We start from the raw sequence: 26,489 nt of genomic DNA, 5'->3' as shown, positions 1-26,489 counted from the left end.
GGGCCGGCGGGGCGGAGAAGCGAGGGCCTCCCCGCCCCCTGGGGCAGCTCAGCCGCCCCAGGACGCCCCGGGGACGGAGGCTGTCAGTAGCACTCCATGTCGGGGTTCGTGCCGAGCTTCATCGACAGACCGCTGAGCGTGAAGGTGCCGGCCGTGGTCGCCCACGCCGTCTGCTTCACCTTGTAGAGGTCCGCCGACTTCGCCTGCTGGGCGAAACCGCCCGGCAGCACGCTCTCGCGCTCCTTGACGTCGGGGCCACGCGTCTTGTCCTTGACCGCAACACCGATGTCGATCTGCGAGAACTTCGCATCGGCGTCGAGCTGGGCGACGTCGATGTAGAGGTCCTCGGCCGTGACCGGAGTCCCCTTGCCGCCCGCGTCAAGACGGAGGTAGAAGGTCTTCCCTATGAGGGGGATCTCCGTCTTGACCGACTGGCACATCTTGGTGATGGTCGCGTCATCGAACGACGAGATCGCGACCGGAACCTGAGTCTTTTCCTTGCCGTCGGTCTTGGTGTAGACGGTGTCGATGCCGCCGTACTGAGCGAAGCCCTCACCGTGCAGGTGTTCGGCACTCACCTTGAACTGCTGGCCGGAGACGCTGAACGAAGCAGCCAGCGCACCCTGCGCAAGCCCGACACCCACCGCCGCGGCCGCGGCGACGCTGGGCACCATGACCACAGCGAACCGCTTCCATCTCGTCCCGCCACGCACCTGGGACTCCATATTTCCTCCTTCTCGGACGTACATCGCCTGACCCGACCCACCCCCAAAAGGGGCTCAACCGGGCAGGGATGGGAGAAGTGCTACGTCCTCGGGAAGGAGAGCGCCCGTACTCGAAAGGCGCGAACCGCGCCCGAATCACCGGCGATCACCCCCGAGCGACAACCACTGGTCGCGCCTGACACGCATCACGCACAACCTTGCTGGACAGGCTTCGCCGGGTGGGCGAAGACCCCCCTGTCCAAGAGCCGGCGCCACTGCCGCCGACTCTGCTCGGTGGGGACCCAGGAACTCCCGTGACCCGACCGGCTGTCGGGGTGCGGAAATGGACCGAGCGTGGCCGATCGTGGTGCATTCTCGCCGCCCGCACAAGGGGCTTCGTTACTCAGGAGTAACGGCCGGATAACCGAACAACGACCCGTTGGTCTCGGACAGCGACTCAGGGTGGCGCCAAGCGACCGGACAAATCCAGGAATCAACGGACAGAAACTGACAGAAAGCAGCCCTGGACTTACCTGCAGTAACTGCGGCCGCGATTACCAAGATTTGGTAAAGCGCGGCCGCAGTGATGTTCTGTCGGCAAATCTTTCACTCGGGCAACACGGGCCCGTGCGTTTAGTGACTGGTCAGAACGGGGCCGACGCCCCGCTCGTGGCCCCGGTCAGAACAGGGCGCGCGCCAGCGCCCTGCGCGCCGCCGCCACCCGCGGATCCTCGCCGCCCACGACTTCGAACAGCTCCAGCAGCCGAAGTCGTACGGTGTCCCGGTCGTCACCCACCGTGCGCTGCACGGTCTCGATGAGCCGCCCGAAGGCGTCCTCGACATGACCGCCCACCAGATCCAGGTCGGCGGCGGCGATCTGCGCGGTGACGTCGGCGGGCTTGTCGGCGGCCTCCTTGCGCACCTGCTGCGGGTCCGCGCCCTGCACCCGCTGGAGCAACTCGGCCTGGGCGAGCCCGAGTTTGGCCTCCGAGTTCGTCGGGTCCTCGCTCAGCACGTTCTTGTACGCCTGCACGGCGCCGCCCAAATCGCCCGCGTCCAGGGCCTGTACGGCGGCCTCGAGCAGGGCGTCGTACGGACCGGCCGGCGTGGTGGGAGCGGCTGCCTGCGCGCCGCCCGGCTCGGCGTCCGGGTCGACCGTCAGGCCGGTCAGGCCGAATCGCTGCTCGGCTACGGCGACGAGCTGGTCGAGCGTCTCGCGGATCTGCGCCTCGCCGGCCGCCCCCTGGAAGAGCGGCAGCGCCTGCCCGGCGACGACGGCGAACACGGCGGGAATCCCCTGTACGCCGAACTGCTGCATCAGCATCTGGTTGGCGTCGACGTCGATCTTGGCGAGAAGGAAGCGGCCGTTGTACTCGACGGCGAGCCGCTCCAGCACCGGGCTCAGCTGCTTGCAGGGCTGACACCACTCGGCCCAGAAGTCGATGACGACGGGCACCTCGGCGGACCGCTGAAGGACGTCCCGCTCGAACCCGGCCTCATCCACATCGATGACGAGGTCCGCGGGCGACACGGCCCCTCCCCCGCCCTGCCGGGCGGCGTCGGCACGCGCCTGCTCCGCCTTCGCCTTGGCCTCCTGGGCCGCCTTCACCGCGGCGAGGTCGACGACTCCGCTCATGGACATGTTCCGTGGCTGCATGCGTCTATCCTCCCCCGTTCCCCGCGCACACGTGAAAAGCACGGTGAAAGCGGGTCGGGCTCCACCGTTCGACGCCGGGTCCCCACCCCACGCCGTGCGTGATGTCTCGCGCTCGCGTACGTCCGTCACGAGCTTTCGCTACGAGTCGTAGCGTAATGGCACCGAGTGCCTCCAGAACACCATGCCCCGGTGATCTCCCTCACGACATCACAGAATCCGCCGATATCGCGGGGCTATGGTCGTGGGATGCACAGTCGCAGCCCCGCCCGTCTCGGACGCCCCCGCAGCACCGCCGCTGCCACGGCGATCCTGGCCGCGACGCGGGAGGCGCTGGTCGAGGTGGGCTGGTCCAAGCTCACCCTGGGAGACGTGGCGACGCGCGCCGGGGTTGCGAAGACAACCCTCTATCGCCGCTGGTCAGGCAAGAACGAGCTGGTCGTCGACGCGGTGGCGGAACTCTTCGACGAACTGGAACTCCCCGACCGCGGCTCCCTGGCCGCCGACATCGAGGGCGTGGTCCTTCAGTTCGCGGCGATCCTGGACCGCCCGGAGGCGAGGAGCGGGCTGATGGCGGTGGTGGCGGAGTCGACTCGGGACGACGCTTTGCGGGAGCGCATTCGCGAGTCGATCGTCGAGCGCCAGAAACGCCTGGTCGTCCAGGGCCGTTCCCGGGCCCAGAAACGCGGGGAGCTTCCCGCGGAGACGGATCCGGGGGAAGCGGCGCGCACGGCGGACCTGATCTTCGATGTGGTGGCGGGTGCGGTGGTCCACCGCACTCTGGTGAGCGCGGAGCCCGTCGACGCGGAGTGGGTGCGCAGCTTCGCCGGGCTCCTGCTGTACGGCCTGGCGGGAGACGCGCCGGTCTGACGCCCCTGTCCCGCCCGGCCGCCGTACGAGGCCGGGACAACACAGCTAGGGCTCCTCGGCCGTCGCCCACTGAACAAGGTCCTCGATCTCGTCGACGTGGTACTTGCCGTACCCGAACCGTTCACCGATGGTCCGGTACCGCTCGTACTGTCCCCGCGTGAGCGGTACGGACAGCGCCCGCAGGACGCGGAGGTACAGCCTGAATCCCAGGTCCGGATCGACCTGGACCACGACCTGTTCCACCGCGGCCATGGCCTTTACGGCCGGGAGGGGCTGCCAGTGAGGGCTGACGGCCCTGTCTGCCACGGCGAGCGCGGTCTCCCGCAGCTCCCGCGACACCGGGTCCGCCAACTCCACGCGAGCGGGCGGAACTTCGGGGGTGTAGGTCGGGGCGGCCTTCCTCAGCCGCTCCTCGCACACGTCTGCGACCAGGCGCAGCCACGCGCGGCCGTCGGTGCGCAGGGCCGCGTCCGAGACGGCCACCCACAGGGTGGTGAGCGTGTCGTCGGACAGCGGGGAGTGCAGGAGACGAAGCGCGTCCTCCAGGAGGAGGGCCGCCGACATGCCGGGGGACTGGCCGGGCTCGTCGGCGTACGCCACCAGCTCGATCTCCCGGCGGGCGGTGCTCGGCTGCCAGTCCTGGTGGGCGTTCCCGGCGAGCTTCGAGAGTCCGAAGTCCCAGTCGGTGGCACGGTGTTCCGTGTCGATGGGCGGCCAGTCGACGTCGAGGCCGTCGCGGACGAGCGCGACCGGGTACCCGAGCCGCTCGCCGAGCTGGAGGAACCTGTCGTACCGCTCCTTCGGGACCTGGACGGCGTACGCCTTCAGGGCGCGCAGGAAGAGCCGGAGGCCGAGGTCGGCGTCGGTGTGTCCGGCCACCCGCTCCAGGGCCGGGGCGAGCTCCGGGAGCCCGGCCGCGTCGGTCAGCGCCGGGGCCAGGGCCCGGATCTCCGCCACGACCGCCGCGCACAGCTCCTCGTCCCGCACCGGCCGTACCGGCGGCGGGACGTAGGAGCGTTTGTTCTGCCGGAGGCGGGCCGTGGCCAGTTCCGAGACCGCCCGCAGCCAGCCGCGCGTATCCGTGCCGTGGTCGGCCGGATCGAACATCCGGCCGACCGCGGCCAGCCACACCGCGTGGAGGACCTCCTCCGACAACGGACCGTCCAGCAGCCGACGGGCGTCCTCCTCCAGTTCCACGGCCTCCTCGCCGTCGGACCCGTCCGCCAGCCCGGCCGCCGCCGCGAGCGCGGCCGGGAGGTCGACGGCGGGACCGGCGCCGGTCCGGTCCGGGGAGCACAGCCGCTCCGCCAGACCGGTGAGGCCGAAGTCCTCGGAGTAGCCCAGTGCGACGTACGTCGTACGGTTTTGTGGCATGGATCCTGTCCTACGCGGTGCCCGTGGGATACGCGGTCTTGATGACGTATCCTCCGCGCCCCTTGCCCGTGTGGCTCCTGACCTTCATCAAGATCACCGTGACCGTGTTGCCGGCGTCCTCGATCCTCCCGTTCGGATGGTACGTCTTACCCAGGGACGGGTAGGCGTCCCACTTGCCGGTGATCGTCCGGTACTGCTCCATGTCGCCGGCCTTCGCGGCCCACTGCTCGAACTTCTTCCACTTCTCCTTGTCGAGGACCTTCGTGCCGTCCGCGAGCCGCTTGCTGAAGAAGTCGCCCACCACCCGGTCGATGGCCTGCTGGGCGATGTCCTGGCTGGTCCAGATCGTCTTGGGCTCGTTCTTCTGCCGGGCCAGGGCAAGAGCCTCCTGCGGAGTCTTCCTGACGTGGTCCTTCAGCGTGTGCATCACGTCCCGGTACCGCTGCGGCAGACTCGCGAGGTCCTCGTCCGACAGGTTCATGCAGTTGTGGACCATCACGTCCGCCGCTGCGGCGCCCTCGGTGCGCACGTAGAACGTGTGCAGGCCGTCGACGGTGAGGTCGTACACCCGGCGCGGGGCGAGACCCGGCCGATCGCGGACGTCGGTCACGGCGCGGAGCGTGCCGTCCGCGCCGATCAGCCGGTCTCCCGGGCGCAGGTCCGAGGCGAGGACCCAGCCGCGCTCGTCCGTGCGGATCTTGTGTCCGGCGGTGGTGTCCAGGCTGCTGCCGCCGGCCAGAGCGATGGTCACCAGCCGTTCGGTGTCGTGCCGGAAGGTGTCCGTGACGGGCTCGGCCCGCAGCGCTCCGGTGGTCGGGTCGGCGGCCATGACCCGGTCGCCCTCCCGCACGTCACGGATCGCCCTGCGGCTGCCGTCGGCCATCAGCACCAGGGTGTCGCCCGGGAAGCTGTTGACCTTGCAGGTCGTGATCACGTCCTCGTAGGCGTTCACACCGGCCTCGACCTTGGCGATGGTGGCCGGATCCACGTCCAGGGCCTTCAGCGCCTTGAACGCGTCCGCCACCCCGATCCCGGTCTTCATCGCGACGTCGAGCGCGCGGATCGCGTCGGCGACCTTCGTGAAGACCTTGCCCGGGATGAAGTTGGACGCGAACCAGGCGCAGCTCGACTTGTCACCGTGGTAGCAGCGGACCGCGTCGCCCAGCACGATCTCGTACAGGACCGCGCCGAGCGTCTCCCCGAAGAGGGTCTGCCAGCCGATCCGGGTGATCTCGCCCAGGCTGAAGTGGTGGGTCCACTCCCTCTTCTGGTTCGGGAGCGTCTCCGACTTGAGGAAGACCGTGTCCGACTTCGGGCAGCCGGTCTCGGTGGCGGGCACCTCGGGGTTGACGCAGAAGTAGTAGCTGACCGTGATGTTGACGTGCAGCTCGTACGTCACCGTGCACCCGTTGGGCACGTAGTCGCCGCACTTGTTGAGCTGCTTGGTCGGCCCTGCCTCGGTGATCTTGTCGATGATGTAGAAGACACCGCCGACACCGGTTCCGGCACCGTCCTGGACGACCTGGTTGGCCTCCTTGCGCTCGGCCTCGTCCGCCGCCTGCTGAGCGGACTCCGCGTACTTCTGGGCGTCCTTCGCCGCCTCTTCGGCCCGGGTGGCCTCGGCGTCGGCGCGATCGGCCGCCGCGCGGGCGTCCTTCGCGGCCTGTTCGGCCTCCGCGGCGGCCGTACGGGCGGCCGAGGCGTCCAGGGCCGCCTGGTCGGCCGAGGAGCGGGCCTGCGTCGCGTAGTTCTCGGCGCGGCCCGCCGCCCGGTCGGCGGCCTCGGCGTCCGCGGTCGCCTGACGGTCGTACTCGATGGTGCGCGCCAGTGAAGCCTGCGCGTCCGCCGCGTACTTGGCGGCCTCGGCCGCGTAACCCAGCGCCTGCTTCGCCGACTCGCGGGCGTCCGCCGCGAACCCGGCGGCCTCGGCGGCCAGCGTGTACGCCGCCTTCGAGTCACCCGTCGCCGCGTTGGCGAGGCTCTGCGCCTGCTCCGCGTTCTTCTGGGCGTTGGCGGCGTGCGCCTCGGCCACGGCCTGCTGCTGTTCGGCGATGGTCTTCGACGACTGGCCCGCCAGGACGGCGAGACCGGCGGCGGAGTCGGTGGTGACGTACGGCGCGCCGAGCTGGACGGCGTCGTTCGCCGGGGCCGCCACCTGCTGTGCCGCGTTTCCGGCGTCCTGCGCGGCCTGCGCGGTGGTGTAGGCGTGCCCCGCCGCTTCTGCCGCACCCGCGACCGCCTTGGCCGCCTCGGCCTTCGACGCGTCGGCCTGTGCCTTGGCGTCGGCCGCGTGCTTCTCGGCCTCGTCGGCCAGCTCGACCGCCGAGCGGGCGGCAGCGGCGGAGTCCTGGGATGCCTTGATGGCGTCCGCCGCCGCGCTGGTCGCCGTCTTCACCGCGGCGTCGGCCCGCAGCTTGGCGGCCTGCGCCGCGTCGGCGTGCGAGCGAGCCCGCTTGGCAGCCGACTCCGCGCGAGTGGCGGCGGCGTCCGCGTCGGCCGCCGCCTGAGTCGCCAGGTCCGCCTCATTACGGGCCGACGTCGCGGCGGCCTCGGCGTCGTCGGCGTGGCTGTCCGCCGCGTCGGCGGCCGCACGGGACTCCTTGGCGTCGGCGTCCGACTCGTGGGCCTGCGCGTAGGCGTCCTTGGCGTCGGCCTTGGCGCGGGCGGCGTTCGCCTTGTTCGCGGCGTCCCAGGCGCTGTCCCGCTTGTCCTTCGCCCGGTCACGGGCGGCCTCGGCGTCCTGCCGCTTGCTGCGGGCGGTGGACTCGGAGGCCTCGGCCTTTTCCTTGGCGTCCTTGGCCTGGCCGGCGTACCCCTGGGCGTTCTCCTTGTGCTGGGCGGCCTCGGCCTGCTTGGCGGCGGCGGTCTCCTTCTCCGCCTTCGCCCTGGCCTCCTCCGCCTCCGCCGCGAGCCGCTTGGCCTTCGCGTCGGCGGCCGCCGCCTTCGCGTCGGCCTCCGCCTTCTGCGTCTCGGCCAGCTTGGCCTTGGCGACGTCACGGGCCGCCTTGGCGTTCTGTGCCTGTACGGCGGCGGCCTCGGCAGCGGCCTTCGCCTGGGCGCGGGCCTCGTTCGCGGCGGCGGTGCGGAAGGCGGCCTTCGACTGGGCGGCCTGGGTCAGGGCCCGGGCTGCGATGGTCTCGCTGTCGCCGGCGGCGGCGCGGGTCGCGGCGTACGCGGTGTCACCGGCCTTCGACAGCGCCTCGAGGGCGGCCGTGGACGCCTTGGTGACCTGCGCCTTCTGCTGACCGACCAGCAGACCGCGGCCCCGTGGGGCGCCCGCCTTGTCGGCGACGGCGTACGCGGCCTGCATGGCGGTGTCCGTCGTGGCGGCGGCCGCCTTCGCCGTCGTGACCTGCGCCTTGAGCAGGTCGAGCTGCTTCTTCGACTCGGTCTGGGCCTTGGCGATGTCCGCCTTCACGCGGTCGAACTGGGCCTTGGTCGGGTAGTCGAGGTCGTCGGTGCCGTTGTGACCGGACGGGACGATGTCGAACTTCTGCGGGGCCTTGCCGGTGCAGTCCCACATCCGGCCGTCCTGGCTGTTGGTGTACGTCGCCAGGTCGAGGCAGTTCTTGGTCGCCGGGTTGTACAGGCGGGTGGTGCCGTGGGTGCCGTACTCCCACTTCTGGGAGGCGCCACTGGTGCAGGGCATGATCACCACGGTCGTCCCGTTGGCGTTCGCGCCGCCCTTGACGGTCAGGCACTTGCCCGAGTTGGTGTTGACCAGGGTGTCACCGCTGATCTGCCACTTCTGCGCGGCGCCGCCGTTGCAGGTGTAGATCTGCACGGGCGTGCCGTTGTCCTTCTTGCCGCCCGCCACGTCGAGGCACTTGTCGGAGGCCCCGTTGGCGTGCACGACGAACGGGCTGTCCCCGATCCAGCCGGGGCCGCCGGCCGACCAGTAGTCCTGCCAGCGGACCAGGTGGTCGGCCCGCCAGGAATGGCCCAGCATCTCGCTCAGCGCCTTGGAGCCGGTGGTGAGGGCCTTGATGGCGGAGCGGTTCGCGGTCAGGATCCGGTCGCGCTGAGCGCCCTGGGCCGCGATCTCCTGCTGCCACTCGGCGGACGCGGTGGCGACCTCCTTGCCGAGGACCTTGTTCGGGTCGACGGGGGTGCGCCAGGCGCAGGAGGCGAACCGGGTCTTCAGATCCTCCACCGCGATGCGGTACTCGACGCTGCCCGGCTCGGGCGCGGTGCGCGGGAAGCCGCCGGAGGAGAGGAAGAGTCGGGCGTTGTCCGCGCCGGTCGGCTCCAGGCTCCAGTTCACCAGGTGCTCCCACGCCTGGTGCTCCTCGTACGCCTGCGACCAGTTGGGCGCCTTCGGGTCGGGGTCAGCGCCGTACAGCGGGGTGCCGAGGTCCTTGACCGCCTTGAGCGTGGCCGCGTCGGCCTGCGGGGTCAGGTCGCGGTACAGGTCGCCCTCGGACTTCCAGAACTGCTCCCAGATCCACTTGGACAGTCCGGTCTGCTCGAAGAAGGTCGGGCGGGGGTCCGTGCTGGTCCCCGGCGGCCACTCGAAGTCGACCTTCGACTGGAAGCCACCGGGCTGGGGCAGGCCGCTGATCTGGAAGTCCCTGAGGTGCTCGTGGAGCGCCGTGCCTTCCTTGTTCGCGGCGTCCTTGTCCTGCTCGAACGCGGTGGCCAGCGGCGTCTTCTCCCAGTACTCCGGGTTGGCCGCCTCGTGCAGTTTGTCCGGCGGCTGGTTGAGCCCGTTCTGCGCGACGGCGTACATCGCGGGGCCGCCCATCCGCAGCACCTCGCCCAGCAGGCACTGGTCCTTGCGGAGCTGTTCGGCGGCCTTGGCGTCGAAACCGTCGTAACTGTCGGCCACCGGGACGGCGTCGTCGAGGTCGTAGCGCTGCAGCAGTTCCGGCTGAACCGCCAGGCCACCGAGCAGGGCGACCGCGACAGCGGACGTCAGGACGGGTGTGAGAAGTCGTGATCCGCGTCGTCCGGGTCTACGTCGGCGGGGTCTGATGAACCCTCGTATGGGGCGCACGAAAGCATCCCTTCATCGCATGGTGGGCAAACGGGGCACCCATACGGCAGGGCATGCGTGAAGGGCCGGTCACCCGGCACAACGATGTGTCCCTCCCCGTGGCGACGGTGTCCCCCCGGTCGCCTGTGGTCACGCGCGACGACGAAGTGGTCGGCTCCGTCAAGCGCGGCGATCACCATATATACACATGGCGGGTCCGCGGCAAGGAAATTCGGCGTGCACTTATGGGGAAAGCGTGAAGACGGCGGCGGGGCGGGGAACCCTCGAAGGCTCCCCGCCCCGCCTCACCTCGAACTCCTCAGAACCCGGCGGGCTCCGTGTACACCCCCCACTCGTCCCGCAGCACCCCGCAGATCTCCCCCAGCGTCGCCTCCGCCCGCACCGCGTCCAGCATCGGCTCGATCATGTTGGAGCCCTCCCGCGCGGCCACGAGCATCGCGTCGAGCGCCGCCCGCACGGCGCCGTCGTCCCGCGCGCCCTTACGGGCACCCAGCACCCGCACCTGCTCGCGCTCCACCTCGTGACTCACCCGCAGGATCTCCAGGTCACCGGTGACGGAACCGGTGTGGGCGTTGACGCCCACGACCCTCTTGTCGCCCTTCTCCAGCGACCGCTGGTACCGGAACGCCGACTCCGCGATCTCCCCGGTGAACCAGCCGTCCTCGATCCCGCGCAGGATGCCGGAGGTGATCGGCCCGATCGGGTGCTGCCCGTCGGGGTGCGCCCTCAGGCCCCGCTCCTTTATCTGCTCGAAGATCTTCTCGGCGTCGGCCTCGATCCGGTCGGTCAGCTGCTCGACGTACCAGGAACCGCCCAGCGGGTCGGCCACGTTGGCGACGCCGGTCTCCTCCATGAGGACCTGCTGCGTACGCAGGGCGATCTCGGCGGCCTGCTCGGAGGGCAGCGCGAGGGTCTCGTCCAGGGCGTTGGTGTGCAGCGAGTTGGTGCCGCCGAGCACGGCCGCGAGTGCCTCCACCGCCGTACGGACGACGTTGTTGTACGGCTGCTGCGCGGTCAGCGAGACACCGGCGGTCTGCGTGTGGAAGCGCAGCCACTGGGCCTTGTCGGTCTGCGCGCCGTAGACGTCCCGCATCCAGCGCGCCCAGATGCGGCGGGCGGCGCGGAACTTGGCGATCTCCTCGAAGAAATCGACGTGCGCGTCGAAGAAGAAGGACAGGCCGGGGGCGAAGACGTCGACGTCCAGTCCGCGCGAGAGGCCCAGCTCGACGTAGCCGAACCCGTCCGCCAGCGTGTACGCCAGCTCCTGCGCGGCCGTCGAGCCGGCCTCGCGGATGTGGTAGCCGGAGACGGACAGCGGCTTGTAGGCGGGGATGCCGGCCGCGCAGTACTCCATGAGGTCGCCGATGAGGCGAAGGTGCGGCTCGGGCTGGAAGAGCCACTCCTTCTGGGCGATGTACTCCTTGAAGATGTCGGTCTGCAGCGTGCCGTTGAGCACGGACGGGTCCACGCCCTGGCGCTCCGCGGCGACCAGGTACATGCAGAAGACCGGCACGGCCGGACCGCTGATCGTCATGGACGTCGTCACGTCGCCCAGCGGGATGTCCTTGAACAGGACCTCCATGTCGGCGGCCGAGTCGATGGCGACACCGCAGTGCCCGACCTCGCCGAGCGAGCGCGGGTCGTCGGAGTCGCGCCCCATGAGCGTCGGCATGTCGAAGGCGACCGAGAGACCGCCTCCGCCGTTGCCGAGGATCATCTTGTAGCGCTCGTTGGTCTGCTCGGCGTTCCCGAACCCGGCGAACTGCCGGATGGTCCACGTCCGCCCTCGGTAGCCCGTCGGATACAGCCCGCGCGTGTAGGGGTACTCCCCCGGCCAGCCGATCCGCTCGAAGCCCTCGTACCTGTCCCCTGGTCGGGGCCCGTACACCGGCTCCACGGGATCGCCGGAGAGCGTGGTGAAGTCCGCGGTGCGCTTGCGTGCGGTGTCGTACCGGGCCTGCCAGCGGCGGCGGCCCTCCTCGATGGCGTCAGCGTCCATACCCTCGAATTTACTAGGACGTCCTAGTAAATGTCGATGGGAGAACCGCCGCACACTCGGTACGGCGGTTGCGTCAGGCCTTGGCGACAGCCGGTTCCGGCCCGCTGACCAGGGGTTCCACCTGGGCGGTGACCTTGCGCTCGACGAAGAAGGCGGCGAAGGGAATCGTCCCGGAGAGCAGCACCCACAGCAGCTTGCCGAACGACCACTTGGCCTTGGAGCCGAGGTCGAAGGCGAAGACCAGGTAGATGATGTAGAGGAAGCCGTGGACCTGGGAGACGGCGAAGGTGACGTCCTCGCCCTTGTCGAAGCCGTACTTGAACACCATGCAGGTGCACAGCACGAGCAGCATGACGGCGGTGACGTAGGCCATCACCCGGTAGCGGGTCAGGACGCTCTTCTTCATGCGTAAGAGCGTAACCATCCGTTCCGGCAGATCTTGCCCCGGGGCGGCCGTCCCCGGACCGGGTCGGCCGCCCCCTGGGTCAGCTCTCCTCGAAGTCGTGCGCCGCCACCCGCAGGGGCCGCAGCATCGCGAAGATCTCCGCGCACTCCTCGGCGTCGTAGACCCCGAGCCCGAAGTCCATCGCCATCAGGTCGCGAGTCGCCGCGTCGACGACCTCGCGGCCCTTGTCGGTGATGGAGGCGAGCGTGCCGCGACCGTCGTTGGGGTTGGGCCGCTTGTCCACCAGGCCGGACTTCACCAGCCGGTCGACGGTGTTGGTCACCGACGTCGGATGGACCATGAGCCGCTCGCCGATCTTGGACATCGGCAGCTCGCCGGCCTTGGAGAAGTTGAGCAGCACCAGGGCCTCGTACCGCGCGAACGTCAGCCCGTACGGCTTGACCACCGAGTCGACCTCGGCGAGCAGGATCTGCTGTGCGCGCATGATCGAGGTGATGGCGGCCATGGACGGCACGTTGCCCCAGCGCTGCTTCCAGAGTTCGTCGGCGCGGGCGATGGGGTCGAAGGGAAGACTGAGCGGCTTCGGCACGGGACCGACCTTACCGGCCGGTCACATGCCGGTCAGCCCTGTCTCGCCTTTCGGTCTCCCCTCTGCCTCGCCCGGGCCGCTCCCCTTCCTCTCCCCTACTTGTCCGCTGTTTCCCTGACCTGGAAGACCGCCGTCCACCGGTCGTCGTGCAGACAGGCGTTCATCGGTTCGACCAGGACCTCGTGGTCGGGGTCGGACCGCCACCGCTTGACCGACTCCAGGCTCTCCCACTCGCTGGTGAGCAGCCATTGGGCGGGATTGTCGATCGAGCGGCACAGCTGTTCGCCGAGGTGGCCGGGGAACCGCAGGGCGCGATCGCGCACGCCCTGGTAGGACTCCACGAAGTCCGCCTCCCGCCCCTCTCGGACGTTCAGCAGTCGGATGACGCGCACGCGTTCCATGGCGCTCCCGTTCTCGTTCCCGATCCCGATCCCGATCCCGATCCCGTCAGGAGGGGTCGAGGACGACCGGCAGTTCCGCCAGCCCGCGGAAGGCGGGGAACGGTACGGTCATCCAGCGCGCGTCCTCCGGGGCCCCGGCCAGGGCCATGTCCGGGTGCCGCCCGAACAGCGTGCCGAGCGCGATCTGCATCTCCAGCCGGGCCAGCGGCGCGCCGACGCAGTAGTGCGGTCCGTAGCCGAAGGCGAGATGCGCGGCCTGGACGTTCGGGCGCTGGACGTCCAGCTCGTCCGGGTCGGTGAACATCTCCGGGTCACGGTTGGCCCCGGTGATCGAGATCTGGACGAGCGCACCCTTGGGGATGAGCTGGTCGCGGATCACGATGTCCTCCTTCGCCCAGCGGAAGGTGGAGTTCTCGACGGAGGTCTCGAACCGGAAGATCTCCTCGATGGCCGCGGCCATGGCGGCGTCGTCCCGGAGGGCCAGCCGCTTCTGCTCCGGGCGGCTGAGCAGGTGGTAGACGGCGTTGCCGATCTGGTACGCCGTCGACTTGTGGCCCGCGAAGAGAAGCACCCACGCCGTCGACACGAGTTCGTGGTCGGTGAGCGCGCCCTCCTGGTCCTTGGCCGTGACCAGCGCACTGAGCAGGCCCGAGTCCGGCTCCCTCCGCTTCCGCGCGCACAGTTCCACGAGATACTCGCGCAGATTGCCCTCGGCGATTTCCAGCGCCTTTCTCGCCTCCGGTCCGAAACCGGTCTGTGCGACGGTTGCGGACCATTCCTGGGCCTGTTTGCGCTCGTTTTCCGGGACACCCAGGAGTTCACAGATCACATGGAGCGGAAGCGGGAAACAGAACTCCGGGAGGAGATTGACCGGACCCGACGTCGGGCATTGGTCCAGCAGCTCGTCGGTGATCTCCTGAACCCGCGTGCGCAGCGATTCCACCCTTTTCGGAGTGAACGTGCTGCCGACGATCCTGCGCAGCCTCGTGTGCTTCGGCGGGTCCGAGAACAGCATGTTGTCGTCCAGCGCGATCGACGAGTCACCGAAAATGCGGTGGTAGGCGTCGATGGCGCCGTACATGTCCTTGCTCAGCCGGGGGTCGGCCAGCGCGGCGCGGCCGTCGTCGTACCGCGTGATCAGGTACGTCTCGACGCCGTGCGGCGGCGACAGCGGGCACACCGGCGCGTTCTCCCGGAGCGCGGCGTACACGGGATGCGGGTTGGCGCGGAACTCCCGGCTGCACGACGAGGCCGCGGCCGCGGCTTCTTCGGGCGACAGTGCCTCGGATTCCTCGGATGCGAACGCTTGCGTCATGGCTGTCCCCGGGTAGGCGTGGATTCCGGCGGTCGGATTCCGTCGGTCAGTGCCACAGTTTCCCGGGCCATGCCGTGCCGCAAACGGCACTGCGCCATATGGGTCGGGTCGCCGCAGGACGTGTGGACGGGAGTCCGAACTGGTAAACATCGTCGACGTGAGTGGACACGAAGCGGAATCTGTACCAGTTCTCATCGTCGGCGGATCCCTGGTGGGTCTTTCCACTTCGGTTTTCCTGGGGCGCCTCGGAATTGAGCACATGCTGGTGGAGCGGCATGCCGGGACGTCGACGCACCCGCGCGGCCGCGGCAACAATCTACGCACCATGGAGATTTTCCGGACCGCCGGCCTGGAATCCCGTATTCGGGCGGCGGCCCGCGTTCTCGCCGGAAACGACGGCATTCTCCAGGTGGACACCCTCACCGGGAAGGAGCGCCGCTGGATCATCGGGGACATCTCCGGCGGCATGGACGTCTCCCGGGTCAGCTCCTCCGACTGGTGTCTGTGCAGCCAGAACGACCTCGAACCCGTCCTGCTGCGCTACGCCCGCGAGCAGGGCGCCGACATCCGCTTCGGCTCGGAGCTGCTCTCCTTCACGCAGACCGCGGACGGCGTACAGGCCCAGGTCATGCGCCGCGACACCGGTGAGACCTACACCGTGAACGCCGACTTCCTGGTGGCCGCCGACGGCCCCCGCAGCCCCATCCGCACCCAGCTCGGGATCGGACAGTCGGGGCCGGGCGAGCTGTTCCACAACGTCAGCGTCACGTTCCGGAGCAGGGCGCTCCAGAAGCACGTGGGAGAGAAACGATTCGTCGTCTGTTACGCCACCCACCCCGGGGGCGAGGGCGCCCTGCTGCCGGTGGACAACAAGGAACGCTGGGTGATCCACGTTCCCTGGTATCCCGACCGGGGTGAGGCCCTGGAGGACTTCACCGACGAGCGGCTCACGGCCCACATCCGCGCCGCCGTCGGTGTCGCGGACATCGACGTCGAGATCACCGGCAAGGCTCCCTGGCACGCCTCGAAGCGGGTCGCGGACAGCTACGGCGTGGGCCGGGTCTTCCTGGCCGGCGACTCGGCCCACGAGATGCCGCCCACCGGGGCGTTCGGCTCCAACACCGGCATCCAGGACGCCCACAACCTCGCCTGGAAGCTGGCCTCGGTGCTCCACGGCCGGGCCGGCCTGTCACTGCTCGACTCCTACGAGAGCGAGCGCCGGCCCGTCGCCCTCGCGACCGGCACGCGCGCGTGCGTCCAGGCCGCCGACGAGCAGCACCCGGGATTCAGTCCCGCCGCGGGGCGCAACAACGACCCGGCCGACCTGATGACCGTCGCCCTGTGCTACCGGTACGCGTCGAACGCCGTGGTGGGTGCGGCGCCGGAGCAGCCGATCGTCCCGGACGCCTTCCAGCTGGGCGGCGAGCCGGGGAGCCGTGCGCCCCACATGTGGGTCATGCGGGGGGCCGACCGGATCTCCACGCTGGATCTGTACGAGCGTTCCTTCGTGCTGCTCGCCGGGTCCGGCGGGCAGAAGTGGCGGAGCGCCGTGGAGAAGGCCTCCCGGAACCTGGGCTTCCCCATCGAGGCGTATCTCGTGGGCACGGGTGCCGATCACGACCTCGTCCCCGACCTGGACGCCGACTGGGCGGAGCTGCACGGCACGGCCGAGGACGGTGCCGTCCTGGTGCGCCCGGACGGTTTCGTCGCCTGGCGCGCGGACGCCGCGATGCCGGACGCCGACCGTGTCCTGACGAACGTGCTGCAGACGCTGCTCTGCCGCGACTGAACCCGGCGGGGCTCGCACCGAACGCCGCCGAGCCCCTCGCCGAACCCCGACGAGCCCTCCTCTCGCTGACCCTCGGCGAGAGCCCTTCGCCGGATCCCGCTGACCGACCCACCCTTAGGACGTTGTTATGAGCCTTGCCGGACGCGTCGACGTCCACCACCACTTCACCGCGCCCTCCTGGCTGGACTGGGCCGAGCAAGAAGGCGTGGTCAACCGCGAGAAGCTGCCCTGGTGGACCCGCTGGGACCTGGACTCGGCACTGGAGGTCATGGACAAGACGGGCATCGGCACCTCCGTCATGACCGTCGCGATGCTCGGCCGGTTCCGTGAGCGAGCCCAGCGCCAGGAGAGCGCAGGTATCGCGCTGCGGGCGGCGGCCGACGTCGTCAAGAGCCACCCCCAGCGCTTCGCCTTCTTCACGCCCGTGTTCCTGGACGATCTGGAACTGTCCTCCTGGAGCGTCCGGTACGGCCTCGACGAGCTCGGTGCCGTCGGCGTGAGCACCAGAACGAGCGTGGACGGCGCGGTCCTCGGCGACGAGTCGCACGACCACCTCCTGCGGGAGCTGGACGAGCGGTCCGCGGTCATCAGCACGCACCCCATGGAGGTGCCGGCCGCGAAGGACGGCGCGGGGCTGCCGGGCATGCCGCCCTTCGTGTGCGACTTCCTGATGGACACCACCCGGGCGGCCATCAACCTCATCAGGAACGGCACCCTGGACCGCTACCCGAACCTCAGCTTCATCCTCCCGCACGGCGGCGGCTTCCTCCCCTACATGGCCACCCGGCTCGAACTCTTCGGCGGACGGATCACCCCAGGGATCGAGCCGGGCCGGGTCCGCGACTACCTGCACCGGTTCTACTTCGACACGGCGGGCCCCATGTCCCCCTCTGCCACGCCCACGCTGCTGGCGACGGTGGACCCGGCCCGCATCCTGTTCGGCACGGACTGGCCGCCCACCCCCGCCCATGTCATCGCCGACAGCGTGACGCCGGCGCTGGACAGCGATCCCTTCCTCTCGGAGCAGCAACTCCAGGGCATCAACCGGGAGAACGCGCTGCGGCTGCTGCCGGCGCTCGCACGTTCGTGACAGGCCGTACAGGCCGGCCGTACAGAAAGGTCGTACAGAAAGGCCGTACAGAAAGGGCCGTCGTCGCACGAGAAAGGCCGCCGCCCGCGCTCGGTCAGCGCGGGCGGCGGCCTTCTTCGTTCCCGCGTCAGCGCTCCCACTGGTAGAAGCAGCGCGCCATCGCGTCCTTCGGACTCCGCCAGGTCTGCGGGTCGTACGGGCTCACGAACGCTTCGAGCCGCCTGCTGATGTCGACGAACTCGGGGTGTCCGGCCACCTTCGCGATGGCGGGGCCAGGGTCCTGCTCGGCCTCGATGAAGTGCATGTACACATCGCCGAACTGGAACAGGGAGCGCTTGGTCACCCCGACGAGGTGCGGGAGTTCGCCGCGGTCGGAGTCCGCGAAGACGTCGGCGATGTCCTTGGCCGACTGCGGGGCCATCCTGGCGACGATCAGGGCGTGGTGCACGAGACCTCCTCGATGCGGTCACGGATGAGGGCGAGCTGGATGGGCGAGTTGCGGTTGATGTTGTCCGTCATCCAGGCGTCGTCGACCGGGGCGTCGGGCTTCATGGCGAAGTCCTGGGTCCAGTGCATCCGGGTGCCGGCGGGAGTCTCCTCGTACTCCCAGACGATGTTCATGTACTCGAAGGGCCCGGTCTCGATCCTGCGGGCACGGACGACGAGGTTCTCGCGGTCGGCGACCCGTTCCGAGACCCAGCTCCACACCTTGCCGTTCTCGTCGGGGTGCATGGTCAGTCGGAAGGTCACCGTGTCGCCCTCGCGGGAGAGCACCTCGCAGGAGGCGTACTCGCTGAACAGCTTGGGCCATCTGTCCAGGTCGTTCGTCATGTCCCAGACGAGGTCGAGGGGTGCGGCGATGGTGATCTCGTTCTCGGTGTGTCCTGCCACGTCAGGCTCCTGTCGTGAGTGCGCCGTTGACGAGGTCGAGGAAGGCGCGGGGGCTCTTGCAGCGCTCCGCGTCGGTGGGCAGCGCCTGGCCGTGCCGGTTCTCCAGCTCGCCCACGATTCCGAGGAGGCCGAGCGAGTCCAGCCCGAACTCGGCGAAGGGGGCGTCGGCCCGGCTCGCGAGGTCGCGCGGGTCGACGGTCACACCGGCGCCCTTCTTCATCAGCGTGGCCAGTTCCTCGACGGTCACTTGGGTCACTTGGGTGGTCATACGGGTTCTCCTTGTCGTACTGGTTGCGGAGGATCTGAGCGGCTCCGGTGAAATCCGGGGCGGTACCGCGCCCGGTCAGCGGCGCGGGGCCCTGTCGAAGTGCGGCTCCGCCGCGTGGGCGCGACCACCCCTCACCGGCCCGCGGGGCTCATCACCGCCCTTCCGGCGCAGCGCCGCGCAGCACGAGCGCCGAGTTGGAGCCCATCAGCCCCCGGCTGAGGACCAGGGCCGTGCGGAGTTCGGCCGGGCGGGCCGTGGAGGTCACCAGGTCGATGTCGTGGCAGATGTCGAAGACGCCCGGCGTCGGGGGGATCTGCCCGTGTTCCATGGCGAGCACGGCGGCCGCGACGTCCAGCAGCGGTGCCCCGCAATAGGACCGTCCGATGCCGGTCTTGGGGGCCGTGACGGGGACCTTGGTGCCGTACGGGCCCAGGGCGTCGGCGAGGGCGAGTGCCTCGGCGCGGTCCGCCTCCGGTACCCCCATCGCGTCGGCGAAGACGACGTCTATCTCCTCCGGCGCACAGCCGGCCTCGTCGAGCGCGCCCCTGATGGCGTGCGCGAGCCCGTCCCGCGAGCGGTCCCAGCGCGAGGCGCCGGTGAAGGTGGCGGCGTGTCCCGCCACGGTGGCCCGGACGGTCGCCCCCCGGCGCCGGGCCCGGTCCAGGTCCTCCACGACGAGGACGGCACCGCCCTCCGCGGGCACGAAGCCGCAGGCGGCCGAGGTGAAGGGGCGGTAGGCGCGGGCCGGGTCCTCGACGGTGCTGAGTTCGCGGTACCCGAGCTGGCAGACCCCCGAGTAGGGGGCGAGCGGCGCCTCGGCCGCCCCGACGACGACCACCTCCGTGCCCCGCTGCACGGCCTGGGCGGCGTGCGCGATGGCATCCAGGCCGCCGGCCTCGTCGCTGGCCACCACCCCACAGGGGCCCTTGAAGCCCTTGCGGATGGATATCTGGCCGGTGCTGGCCGCGTAGAACCAGGCGATGGACTGGTAGGGCCCGACGAACCGGGAACCCTGCCCCCACAGCTTCTGCAGTTCCCGCTGGCCGAACTCGCCGCCGCCGGACCCGGCCGCCGTGACCACGCCGACGGAGTACGGCGAGTCGGCGGCGCTGCTGCTCAGCCCCGCGTCCTGGAGGGCGGCGTCTGCGGCGGCCAGCGCGAAGTGGGTGAACTTGTCGGTCTGGACGAGGAAGGTCTCCTCGATGAGCGCCGACGGGTCGAATCCGCGGACCTCGCCGGCGACGCGGAGCGGGAGGTGCTCGCAGCCTTCCCTGGTCACTCGGTCCAGGACGCTCGCGCCTTCCTTGACGGACTTCCAGTAGGTGTCCGTATGAAGGCCGTTGGGCGCGATCACACCGATCCCCGTGACGGCGGTGCGCCGGGTTCCTATGTCACTGCCTATGCCACTACCACTCATCGTTTCCTCCCAGCCGGCCCCGTCAGAAGCACCGCGGACTGGAACCCGCCGAAGCCGCTGCCCACGGAGAGCACGTTGTCGAGCCGGCGGGAGCGTGCGGTGCGCGGTACGTAGTCCAGGTCGCACTCGGGGTCGGGGGTCTCGTAGTTCGCCGTCGGCGGGACCACCTGGCGGGCCAGGGCGAGGACGCAGGCGACGACCTCGATCGCGCCGATCGCGCCGAGCGAGTGGCCCACCATGGACTTGATCGAGCTCATGGGCGTGTCGTAGGCGTGGGCGCCCAGGGACTTCTTGACCGCGGCGGTCTCGTGCCGGTCGTTCTGCCGGGTGCCCGAGCCGTGCGCGTTGACGTAGTCGATGTCCGTGGGGTTCACGCGCGCGTGGTCGAGCGTCACGTCGATGGCCCGGGCCATCTCCAGTCCCTCGCTGGTCAGACCGGTCATGTGGTACGCGTTGCCGAAGGTGGCGTAGCCGCCGATCTCGCAGTAGACGTGCGCGCCGCGCGCCCGCGCGTGTTCCAGTTCCTCGAGTACGAGGACGGCGGCGCCCTCGCCCATGACGAACCCGTCGCGGTTGGCGTCGAAGGGGCGGGAGGCGTGCGCGGGGTCGTCGTTGTTGGGCGACGTGGCCTTGATGGCGTCGAAGCAGGCCATGGTGATCGGGGAGATCGGCGAGTCCGACGCCCCGGCTATGCAGATGTCGGCGCGGCCCTCCTCCACGGTGTGGAAGGCGTAGCCCACCGCGTCGAGCCCGGAGGTGCAGCCGGTGGACACGGTCTGCACCGGCCCCTGCGCGCCGAACCGCTCGGCGACGTCCGCCGCGAGCGTGCTGGGCGAGAACGCCCGGTGCAACTGCGGCTCGGCGGCACGGTGGTCGACGTCCCAGCGCTGTCCTCGTTCGCTGACCAGGACGTAGTCGTGCTCCAGCCGGGTCGTGCCGCCCACCGCGCTGCCCAGGGACACGGCCACGCGCCAGGGGTTTTCCGCGGCGAAGTCGACACCGCTGTCGGTCACGGCCTCCTGCGCGGCGACCAGGGCGAACTGTATGTACCGGTCGGCGCGTTCGACCTGCTCGGGGTCGAGTCCGTGGGCGAGCGGGTCGAAGTCGCACTCGGCGGCTATGCGGGAGCGCAGTCCCTCGGGGTCGAACAGGGTGATGCCGCGCGTCGCGGTACGGCCGTTCGACAGCAGGTCCCAGAACGCCGGCACCCCGATCCCGCCGGGGGCGACGACGCCTATGCCGGTGACCGCCACCCGCCGGGTCACGAGAGGACTCCCGGCCGCTCGGGCTGCCCGCCCTCCTCCTGGATGAGGGGGTACGCCACGCGGTCGTCGCTGATCTCCGGGGCCTCGGTGTCGACGTGGCCGAGCTTCGGGTTCGGTGCGAGGGGGCCCAGGTGGAAGACCATCCGGGCTTCCTCGTCACCGACGTTGCGGAAGCGGTGGCGCATGTCGATGGGGATCATCAGGCCCTGGTCGGAGCGGAGGGAAAACGTTTCGCCATCCAGGTCGACCTCCAGCCTGCCCTCGACGACGTACACGAACTCCTCGGAGTACGGGTGGTAGTGCTCGCTGATGCGTTCGCCGGGCCGGATGATGGCCAGGCCCATGAACCCGCTCGTGGCGCCCACCGTGACAGGGGTGAGCAGCGTGCGCAGGTCGCCGCCGCGCTTGCGGTTGGGCTCGATGTCTTTGATGTCCACGACGCGCGGGCGCATCTTCTCCATGGTCTGTCTCCAGGTCGGTCGATGGGGTGTGGGTCCCTCGGGGCCTGATCCGCCGGACAGGCCCCGGCGGTCAGGACTGCGCAGCCCTGCGGTCGGTGATCAGGCTCATGTCGGCATGCGCCAGGAGGCGGGTCGCCTCCCGCTCGCCGGTGAGCGGTCCGGCCATGCCGAGCGCGGCGCCGTCGAGCAGACGGGCCAGCACGGCGGGCTTTCTCGGGCCATGGATGCCGAGCGCCAGGACCGGATCGGTCTCGGGGTCACCCCGTACGTCGATGAGACGGACGACGATGTCCTCGCGCTGGAAGACGGTGCTGCGGTGCACGGGGCCGGCCGGGTCGGCCGCCGCGGTCTCGTCCTGCCGGGAGAGCAGCTTGGCCAGGGCCATGCCGCAGCCCGGACGGGCCGGGTAGTACAGGGCGTGGCGGGTGATGTCGTCCGGTTCCGGTCCACCGCGTGCCACGTGATGGACGGCCGGCATCGCGGCGCGGGCGAAGAAGGCCTTCGCGGACTCGGGGTCGGACAGATCCCGGTGCTGCTCCAGATGCGGGTTGAGGGCCTCCTCGACGGCCCGCACCTCGGGCTGGCGCGAGACGTGGCGCAGGGCCGCCATCAGGTCGCCCTCCACCTCGACGGTGCGTACGACCCGGTTGCCGTGCATGAACAGGGTGGTGCGGCGCAGCCGCGTGGTGTCGTCGACGCGGGCCTGGGGCGGCGCGTAGCCGGCGAGGATCTCCGCGACCTTGGACTCGGAGCCGGGCTTGACGGTGAAGGTCAGGGCGTGGCGCGTGACCCCGTCGCCGACCCGTGCGGCCGCCTGGAGTCCGCCGATGCCCGGGCGGGCGCCGCCGCCGGTCTCGCGGACGATGCCGTAGCGCATCGAGCGCAGTTCACGGACGCAGTTCGTCAGGGGCCTGACCGTCTCGAAGTGCTCGTCACTGTTCACCCAGGCGAGGTACGGCGGGGCGGTCGCCCATTCGCTCGTGATGAGCCACTGGGACGGGTTCTCCAGGGACTGGCACAGCTGGTCACCGAGGTGACCGGGGACCGACGCGACTCGGTCGCGCATCTGCTCGTAGGCGTCGAGGAACTCTTGCTGGGCGCCTTCGTGGAGATCGACGAGCAGGGTGACGCGCATCCTGGAGCCGTCGAACGCCGACTGGGATGTGTAGGGCGAAGTGGTCATCCGGCAGACCCTTCCTTCGCGGGAGCAAGCGGCGGCCGTTTCACCAGCGCGAACGCGGGTTGCGGCCCTGAGCCTTCATCGTGGGTCAGGGCCAGGGGGTCCGCGAGCCACGGGGGCCAATTGAGGGAACCGCCGATTGGGCGCGCCGGAATGCGCGTACACGGGCGGCGACTTGACGCGCCCTCGCGGCGGGGCCGGACGCCGGGGCCCGGCCGCGGTGTCGGCCGAAGTGCCCGTTCGCCGACCGGAGTTGGAAACGACAAAGCGCCGGGGCGGACGTACGGATCCCGTACGTCCGCCCCGGCGCGCCACTGCCTATTCGGCCAGATGCCGCTCCACGGTTTCCACCTTGGAGGTGAGACCGTCACTCACGCCGGGCCTGATGTCCGCCTTGAGCACCAGCGACACCCGCGGCGCCCGCTCCTCGACGACGGCGACGGCACGCTTGACGACGTCCATGACCTCGTCCCAGTCGCCCTCGATCGAGGTGAACATCGCGTCGGTGCGGTTGGGCAGACCCGACTCGCGGACGACCCGGACGGCGTCGGCGACGTACTCCCCCACGTCCTCGCCGACACCGAGCGGCGTCACGGAGAAGGCGACGATCATGCGTTGACGATGCCTTCCTTGCGGGCGCGGGAGGCGATCACCGCGTTCTCGGCCTCGCGCTTGAGCTTGCGGTCGGCGAAGAAGCCGCCGGTCGGCAGGACGGAGAGGACGAAGTAGATCGCCGCCGTCTTCTTGGACCACTTGGTGCGGTTCCAGGCGTCCGCCCAGAAGATCACGTACAGGATGAAGAGAACGCCGTGGGTCAGGCCCATCGGGAACACCGCGTCGAAGCCCACGGTCCGCTTCAGCACGGAGCAGGTGAGCAGGAGCAGGAACGACACCGCCTCGGGGGCCGAGACGAGACGGAGGCGGCGGAGGGCGGTGGCGGTCTTGATGTCCACGGGTCACCTTCGGTGGGGTTCGGGGGGGGAGTGACGTCGGTCGGTTCGGATCAAGCTTGTGAACGCAAGCACAAACGCTCGCCCATTGTGGCAAACACCGGGCCGGGGGTGGGGCTCGGGGTCCCGTCAGGGGTGAAGTCCACCTTTGGGATCTGTTGGCGGCAGGCGTCGGCGGCTACCTTCGCTGCGTGGCGATGTTCCGACTTCAGGGCAGCAAGGTGCTCGCCGTCGACATGACCGGGGACGCCGTGAAGGCGAAGAACGGCTCGATGGTCGCGTACGACGGGCAGATGGCCTTCAAGAAGATGAGCGGCGGCGGTGAGGGCCTCAGGGGCATGGTGACCCGGCGCCTCACCGGCGAGCAGATGACGTTGATGGAGGTGAAGGGGCACGGGACGTGCTGGTTCGCGGACCGCGCCTCCGAGATCAACCTCGTCAGCCTCCAGGGCGACAAGCTCTACGTCGAGTCGAGCAACCTGCTCGCCACCGACGGGGGCCTGCGCACCGGCACGTCCTTCACCGGCATGCGCGGCGCCTCGCAGGGCAACGGGCTGTTCACGACCACCGTCGAGGGGCACGGACAGGCGGCGATCATGTCGGACGGGCCGGCCGTGGTGCTGCGGGTCAGCGCGCAGTACCCGCTGACCGTCGACCCGGGGGCATATGTGGCCCATCAGGGGAACCTGCGGCAGTCCTTCCAGTCCGGTGTGACGTTCCGCACACTCATGGGCGAGGGCGGCGGCGAGGCCTTCCAGATCCGCTTCGAGGGGGACGGTCTGGTGTACGTCCAGCCGAGCGAGCGGAACACGATCGCGGGGGACGTGTGACATGGGCTTCCGCGAGATCAACTCCAAGATGGTCGAGGCGACGGTCGTGCCCGGCCAGCGGCTGTTCAGCCAGCGCGGCGCGATGCTCGCCTACAAGGGCGAGGTGTCCTTCACCCCCAACACGGCCGGCGGCCAGGGCGGGATCATGTCCATGATCGGGCGCCGGGTGGCCAACGAGGACACCCCGCTGATGACCGTCGAGGGCAGCGGCACGGTGCTCTTCGGGCACGGCGGCCACCACATCCAGGTGATCAACCTCTCCGGCGACACCCTGTGCGTCGAGGCGGACCGCCTGCTCGCCTTCGAGGGCACCCTCCAGCAGGGCACGATGTTCCTCGGCTCGCAGGGCGGGGTCATGGGCATGGTCCGGGGGCAGATCAGCGGGCAGGGGCTGTTCACGACCACCCTCAAGGGCCACGGGGCCGTGGCGGTCATGGCGCACGGCGGCGTCTTCGAGATCCCCATCACCCCGCAGCGCCCCGTCCACGTCGACCCCCAGGCCTACGTCGCCCACCACGGCGACGTGCGCAACAAGCTGTCCACCGCGCTCGGCTGGCGCGACATGGTGGGCCGCGGCTCCGGCGAGGCCTTCCAGCTGGAGCTCAGCGGCAGCGGTGCGGTGTACGTCCAGGCGTCGGAGGAGAAGCTGTGAGCCACTACCCGGGCGCGGGCCCCACCGTGTACGACCCCATGACCCTGCCCTCCGACGACAACGTCAACGCCTACACCTTCTGCGTGGAACTCAAGGGAAGCCAGTGGTTCCTGCAGAAGGGGAAGATGATCGCCTACTACGGCTCGATGGAGTTCAACGGCGTCGGGCACGGCGGACTCGACCGCCTTGTCCGTACGTCCTTTCATTCGCCTCTGCACGCGAGCGACTGGGTCGTGGCGCAGGGCTCGGGCAAGATGCTGCTGGCCGACCGGGCATTCGACGTGAACTCGTACGACCTCGAGGACGGCAATCTGACCATTCGCTCGGGCAACCTGCTCGCTTTTCAGCCAAGTCTCGCGCTCAAGCAATCGATCGTGCCGGGTTTTCTGACCCTCATCGGAACCGGAAAGTTCGTGGCCGCATCTAACGGTCCGGTGGTGTTCATGGAACCCCCGATCCGGGTGGACCCGCAGGCGCTCGTCGGCTGGGCCGACTGCCCGTCGCCGTGCCACCACTACGACCATGGCTACATGACCGGCGTAATGGGCGGTCTACGTGCACTGACAGGGCTCGGCGGGGCCTCCGGAGAGGAGCATCAGTTCGAGTTCGTCGGAGCCGGCACGGTACTGCTCCAGTCGACCGAGACCCTCATGGCCGAGCACGCCACGGGGGCGGTTCCGCCGGACGCCGGAGTGCCCGGTTCCGGTGCGCCGCACACAGGCCCTTCACAAGTGGCTGGAGCACCGCGCCTTCCCGGACAGCTGGGAGACCTCCAGCGTCGCTTCGGGCTGTGAGCGGTAGTCTGCGGAGTGTGACATCGAACGTGTGAGCACACAGGGTTCACGCAGCGTGTCACAGAAACCCTCACTAGTTCGCCTTTCAACTTCTTAGGTAGACTTCATTCATGGAGACCGAGACGGCCACGCGCTGGCTGACCGATGCGGAGCAGTGCGCCTGGCGCACCCACCTGGAGGTCAACAGGCTGTTGACGTACCAGCTCGAAAGGGACCTGCAGCCGTTCGGCCTGACAATGAACGACTACGAGATCCTGGTGAATCTCTCCGAGTCGGAGGACGTACGGATGCGGATGAGCGACCTCGCGTCCGCCACCCTGCAGTCCAAAAGCCGCCTCTCCCACCAGATCACCCGGATGGAGAACGCGAACCTGGTCCGCCGTGAGAACTGCGAGTCCGACCGCCGCGGGCTCTACGCCGTCCTCACCGAACACGGTATGGAGACGATGAAGAAGGTCGCGCCGCATCACGTGGCGTCCGTGCGGAGGCACTTCATCGACCTGCTGTCCCCCGAGGCCCTGACAGAACTCGACAAGGGCCTCAAGCCCATCGCGGAGCACCTGCGCGGCCAGCGCGGACGCCCGTAACCCGGGC

At 69.8% G+C, this 26,489-nt stretch carries 25 protein-coding genes; 7 read left to right on the top strand and 18 right to left on the bottom strand.

Features of this window, described 5'->3' with window-relative positions; genetic code table 11:
- Positions 1-83: 83 nt before the first annotated feature.
- Both EJ357_RS31880 and EJ357_RS31870 read right to left on the bottom strand, forming a co-directional pair.
- Positions 84-725 carry a DUF6230 family protein gene (locus tag EJ357_RS31880; RefSeq protein WP_126395138.1) on the bottom strand — a complete coding sequence of 214 codons (642 nt, stop codon included), beginning with the start codon at positions 723-725 and terminating at the stop codon, positions 84-86.
- Positions 726-1,383: 658 nt separating this feature from the next.
- Positions 1,384-2,361, bottom strand: a complete 978-nt coding sequence (locus tag EJ357_RS31870; protein ID WP_126395137.1) for a tetratricopeptide repeat protein — start codon at positions 2,359-2,361, stop codon at positions 1,384-1,386.
- Positions 2,362-2,607: 246 nt separating this feature from the next.
- Between EJ357_RS31870 and EJ357_RS31865 the strand changes: the two genes are divergently transcribed.
- Complete coding sequence (locus EJ357_RS31865; protein ID WP_126395136.1) at positions 2,608-3,228, top strand: TetR/AcrR family transcriptional regulator; 621 nt, start codon at positions 2,608-2,610, stop codon at positions 3,226-3,228.
- Positions 3,229-3,273: 45 nt separating this feature from the next.
- On the opposite strand, the gene EJ357_RS31860 is transcribed toward EJ357_RS31865, so the two are convergent.
- The 7 genes from EJ357_RS31860 to EJ357_RS31830 form a co-directional block, all read right to left on the bottom strand.
- Positions 3,274-4,602, bottom strand: a complete 1,329-nt coding sequence (locus EJ357_RS31860) for a hypothetical protein (RefSeq protein WP_126395135.1) — start codon at positions 4,600-4,602, stop codon at positions 3,274-3,276.
- A 10-nt stretch (positions 4,603-4,612) separates the two neighbouring features.
- Complete coding sequence (locus EJ357_RS31855) at positions 4,613-9,598, bottom strand: ricin-type beta-trefoil lectin domain protein (protein ID WP_228472671.1); 4,986 nt, start codon at positions 9,596-9,598, stop codon at positions 4,613-4,615.
- A 298-nt stretch (positions 9,599-9,896) separates the two neighbouring features.
- On the bottom strand, positions 9,897-11,597 hold the full coding sequence (locus tag EJ357_RS31850) for an acyl-CoA mutase large subunit family protein (protein ID WP_126395134.1): 1,701 nt from the start codon (positions 11,595-11,597) through the stop codon (positions 9,897-9,899).
- A 73-nt stretch (positions 11,598-11,670) separates the two neighbouring features.
- Positions 11,671-12,003, bottom strand: coding sequence for a DUF3817 domain-containing protein (locus EJ357_RS31845; RefSeq protein WP_126395133.1), 333 nt, complete (start codon positions 12,001-12,003; stop codon positions 11,671-11,673).
- Positions 12,004-12,082: 79 nt separating this feature from the next.
- Complete coding sequence (locus EJ357_RS31840) at positions 12,083-12,592, bottom strand: MarR family winged helix-turn-helix transcriptional regulator (protein ID WP_126395132.1); 510 nt, start codon at positions 12,590-12,592, stop codon at positions 12,083-12,085.
- Between the two features lie 95 nt (positions 12,593-12,687).
- The gene (locus EJ357_RS31835; protein WP_126395131.1) at positions 12,688-12,993 is read right to left on the bottom strand and encodes an antibiotic biosynthesis monooxygenase family protein; all 306 of its coding nucleotides are present in this window, start codon (positions 12,991-12,993) and stop codon (positions 12,688-12,690) included.
- Between the two features lie 46 nt (positions 12,994-13,039).
- On the bottom strand, positions 13,040-14,308 hold the full coding sequence (locus EJ357_RS31830) for a cytochrome P450 family protein (protein WP_126395130.1): 1,269 nt from the start codon (positions 14,306-14,308) through the stop codon (positions 13,040-13,042).
- A 157-nt stretch (positions 14,309-14,465) separates the two neighbouring features.
- Between EJ357_RS31830 and EJ357_RS31825 the strand changes: the two genes are divergently transcribed.
- Together EJ357_RS31825 and EJ357_RS31820 are read left to right on the top strand one after the other, a co-directional pair.
- Entirely contained in the window at positions 14,466-16,097 is a 1,632-nt protein-coding gene (locus EJ357_RS31825) for an FAD-dependent oxidoreductase (RefSeq protein ID WP_126395129.1), read from the top strand.
- A 127-nt stretch (positions 16,098-16,224) separates the two neighbouring features.
- Positions 16,225-17,187, top strand: coding sequence for an amidohydrolase family protein (locus EJ357_RS31820; protein WP_126395128.1), 963 nt, complete (start codon positions 16,225-16,227; stop codon positions 17,185-17,187).
- Between the two features lie 127 nt (positions 17,188-17,314).
- On the opposite strand, the gene EJ357_RS31815 is transcribed toward EJ357_RS31820, so the two are convergent.
- The 9 genes from EJ357_RS31815 to EJ357_RS31775 form a co-directional block, all read right to left on the bottom strand.
- A complete protein-coding gene (locus EJ357_RS31815) occupies positions 17,315-17,635 on the bottom strand; it encodes a TcmI family type II polyketide cyclase (protein WP_126395127.1) in 321 nt (106 codons plus the stop codon).
- Positions 17,620-18,078, bottom strand: a complete 459-nt coding sequence (locus tag EJ357_RS31810; RefSeq protein ID WP_126395126.1) for an SRPBCC family protein — start codon at positions 18,076-18,078, stop codon at positions 17,620-17,622. The genes EJ357_RS31815 and EJ357_RS31810 overlap by 16 nt, the downstream gene beginning before the upstream one ends.
- A 1-nt stretch (position 18,079) precedes the next feature.
- Positions 18,080-18,346 (bottom strand): acyl carrier protein, encoded by a 267-nt coding sequence (locus EJ357_RS31805; protein ID WP_126395125.1) that lies wholly within the window; start codon positions 18,344-18,346, stop codon positions 18,080-18,082.
- Between the two features lie 151 nt (positions 18,347-18,497).
- Positions 18,498-19,763 carry a ketosynthase chain-length factor gene (locus tag EJ357_RS31800; protein ID WP_126395124.1) on the bottom strand — a complete coding sequence of 422 codons (1,266 nt, stop codon included), beginning with the start codon at positions 19,761-19,763 and terminating at the stop codon, positions 18,498-18,500.
- Positions 19,760-21,028 carry a beta-ketoacyl-[acyl-carrier-protein] synthase family protein gene (locus EJ357_RS31795; protein WP_126395123.1) on the bottom strand — a complete coding sequence of 423 codons (1,269 nt, stop codon included), beginning with the start codon at positions 21,026-21,028 and terminating at the stop codon, positions 19,760-19,762. Before EJ357_RS31795 ends, EJ357_RS31800 begins: the two co-directional genes overlap by 4 nt.
- Complete coding sequence (locus EJ357_RS31790; protein WP_126395122.1) at positions 21,025-21,489, bottom strand: cupin domain-containing protein; 465 nt, start codon at positions 21,487-21,489, stop codon at positions 21,025-21,027. Before EJ357_RS31790 ends, EJ357_RS31795 begins: the two co-directional genes overlap by 4 nt.
- A gap of 70 nt (positions 21,490-21,559) precedes the next feature.
- Positions 21,560-22,672, bottom strand: coding sequence for a SchA/CurD-like domain-containing protein (locus EJ357_RS31785; protein ID WP_126395121.1), 1,113 nt, complete (start codon positions 22,670-22,672; stop codon positions 21,560-21,562).
- A 315-nt stretch (positions 22,673-22,987) separates the two neighbouring features.
- Positions 22,988-23,281, bottom strand: a complete 294-nt coding sequence (locus EJ357_RS31780) for an MTH1187 family thiamine-binding protein (RefSeq protein ID WP_126395120.1) — start codon at positions 23,279-23,281, stop codon at positions 22,988-22,990.
- The gene (locus EJ357_RS31775; protein ID WP_126395119.1) at positions 23,278-23,622 is read right to left on the bottom strand and encodes a DUF3817 domain-containing protein; all 345 of its coding nucleotides are present in this window, start codon (positions 23,620-23,622) and stop codon (positions 23,278-23,280) included. The genes EJ357_RS31780 and EJ357_RS31775 overlap by 4 nt, the downstream gene beginning before the upstream one ends.
- 194 nt (positions 23,623-23,816) lie before the next feature.
- On the opposite strand from EJ357_RS31775, the gene EJ357_RS31770 reads away from it, so the two are divergent.
- The 4 genes from EJ357_RS31770 to EJ357_RS31755 all read left to right on the top strand — a co-directional run bounded on the left by EJ357_RS31770 (position 23,817) and on the right by EJ357_RS31755 (position 26,482).
- Positions 23,817-24,449: an AIM24 family protein gene (locus tag EJ357_RS31770; protein WP_126400315.1), complete on the top strand. Its 633-nt coding sequence runs from the start codon at positions 23,817-23,819 to the stop codon at positions 24,447-24,449.
- A 1-nt stretch (position 24,450) separates the two neighbouring features.
- On the top strand, positions 24,451-25,101 hold the full coding sequence (locus EJ357_RS31765) for an AIM24 family protein (protein WP_126395118.1): 651 nt from the start codon (positions 24,451-24,453) through the stop codon (positions 25,099-25,101).
- Positions 25,098-25,895, top strand: a complete 798-nt coding sequence (locus tag EJ357_RS31760) for an AIM24 family protein (RefSeq protein WP_126395117.1) — start codon at positions 25,098-25,100, stop codon at positions 25,893-25,895. Before EJ357_RS31765 ends, EJ357_RS31760 begins: the two co-directional genes overlap by 4 nt.
- Before the next feature lie 110 nt (positions 25,896-26,005).
- Entirely contained in the window at positions 26,006-26,482 is a 477-nt protein-coding gene (locus EJ357_RS31755) for a MarR family winged helix-turn-helix transcriptional regulator (RefSeq protein ID WP_126395116.1), read from the top strand.
- Positions 26,483-26,489 lie beyond the last annotated feature (7 nt).

This window comes from Streptomyces cyaneochromogenes, assembly GCF_003963535.1.
In the GTDB taxonomy this organism is placed as follows: domain Bacteria; phylum Actinomycetota; class Actinomycetes; order Streptomycetales; family Streptomycetaceae; genus Streptomyces; species Streptomyces shaanxiensis.
The sequence above is the reverse complement of the archived record's forward strand: the minus strand, read 5'-3'. Positions and strand labels throughout refer to the sequence as shown.

Excerpts from the sequence above, each read along its gene's own strand:
- EJ357_RS31860 (WP_126395135.1), bottom strand. The coding sequence starts at position 4,602 with ATGCCACAAAACCGTACGACGTACGTCGCACTGGGCTACTCCGAGGAC.
- EJ357_RS31845 (WP_126395133.1), bottom strand. The coding sequence starts at position 12,003 with ATGAAGAAGAGCGTCCTGACCCGCTACCGGGTGATGGCCTACGTCACC.
- EJ357_RS31820 (WP_126395128.1), top strand. The coding sequence starts at position 16,225 with ATGAGCCTTGCCGGACGCGTCGACGTCCACCACCACTTCACCGCGCCC.
- EJ357_RS31785 (WP_126395121.1), bottom strand. The coding sequence starts at position 22,672 with ATGACCACTTCGCCCTACACATCCCAGTCGGCGTTCGACGGCTCCAGG.
- EJ357_RS31790 (WP_126395122.1), bottom strand. The coding sequence starts at position 21,489 with ATGGAGAAGATGCGCCCGCGCGTCGTGGACATCAAAGACATCGAGCCC.
- EJ357_RS31780 (WP_126395120.1), bottom strand. The coding sequence starts at position 23,281 with ATGATCGTCGCCTTCTCCGTGACGCCGCTCGGTGTCGGCGAGGACGTG.
- EJ357_RS31805 (WP_126395125.1), bottom strand. The coding sequence starts at position 18,346 with ATGACCACCCAAGTGACCCAAGTGACCGTCGAGGAACTGGCCACGCTG.
- EJ357_RS31800 (WP_126395124.1), bottom strand. The coding sequence starts at position 19,763 with ATGAGTGGTAGTGGCATAGGCAGTGACATAGGAACCCGGCGCACCGCC.
- EJ357_RS31755 (WP_126395116.1), top strand. The coding sequence starts at position 26,006 with ATGGAGACCGAGACGGCCACGCGCTGGCTGACCGATGCGGAGCAGTGC.
- EJ357_RS31830 (WP_126395130.1), bottom strand. The coding sequence starts at position 14,308 with ATGACGCAAGCGTTCGCATCCGAGGAATCCGAGGCACTGTCGCCCGAA.
- EJ357_RS31765 (WP_126395118.1), top strand. The coding sequence starts at position 24,451 with ATGGGCTTCCGCGAGATCAACTCCAAGATGGTCGAGGCGACGGTCGTG.
- EJ357_RS31880 (WP_126395138.1), bottom strand. The coding sequence starts at position 725 with ATGGAGTCCCAGGTGCGTGGCGGGACGAGATGGAAGCGGTTCGCTGTG.
- EJ357_RS31835 (WP_126395131.1), bottom strand. The coding sequence starts at position 12,993 with ATGGAACGCGTGCGCGTCATCCGACTGCTGAACGTCCGAGAGGGGCGG.
- EJ357_RS31870 (WP_126395137.1), bottom strand. The coding sequence starts at position 2,361 with ATGCAGCCACGGAACATGTCCATGAGCGGAGTCGTCGACCTCGCCGCG.
- EJ357_RS31770 (WP_126400315.1), top strand. The coding sequence starts at position 23,817 with ATGTTCCGACTTCAGGGCAGCAAGGTGCTCGCCGTCGACATGACCGGG.
- EJ357_RS31865 (WP_126395136.1), top strand. The coding sequence starts at position 2,608 with ATGCACAGTCGCAGCCCCGCCCGTCTCGGACGCCCCCGCAGCACCGCC.
- EJ357_RS31850 (WP_126395134.1), bottom strand. The coding sequence starts at position 11,597 with ATGGACGCTGACGCCATCGAGGAGGGCCGCCGCCGCTGGCAGGCCCGG.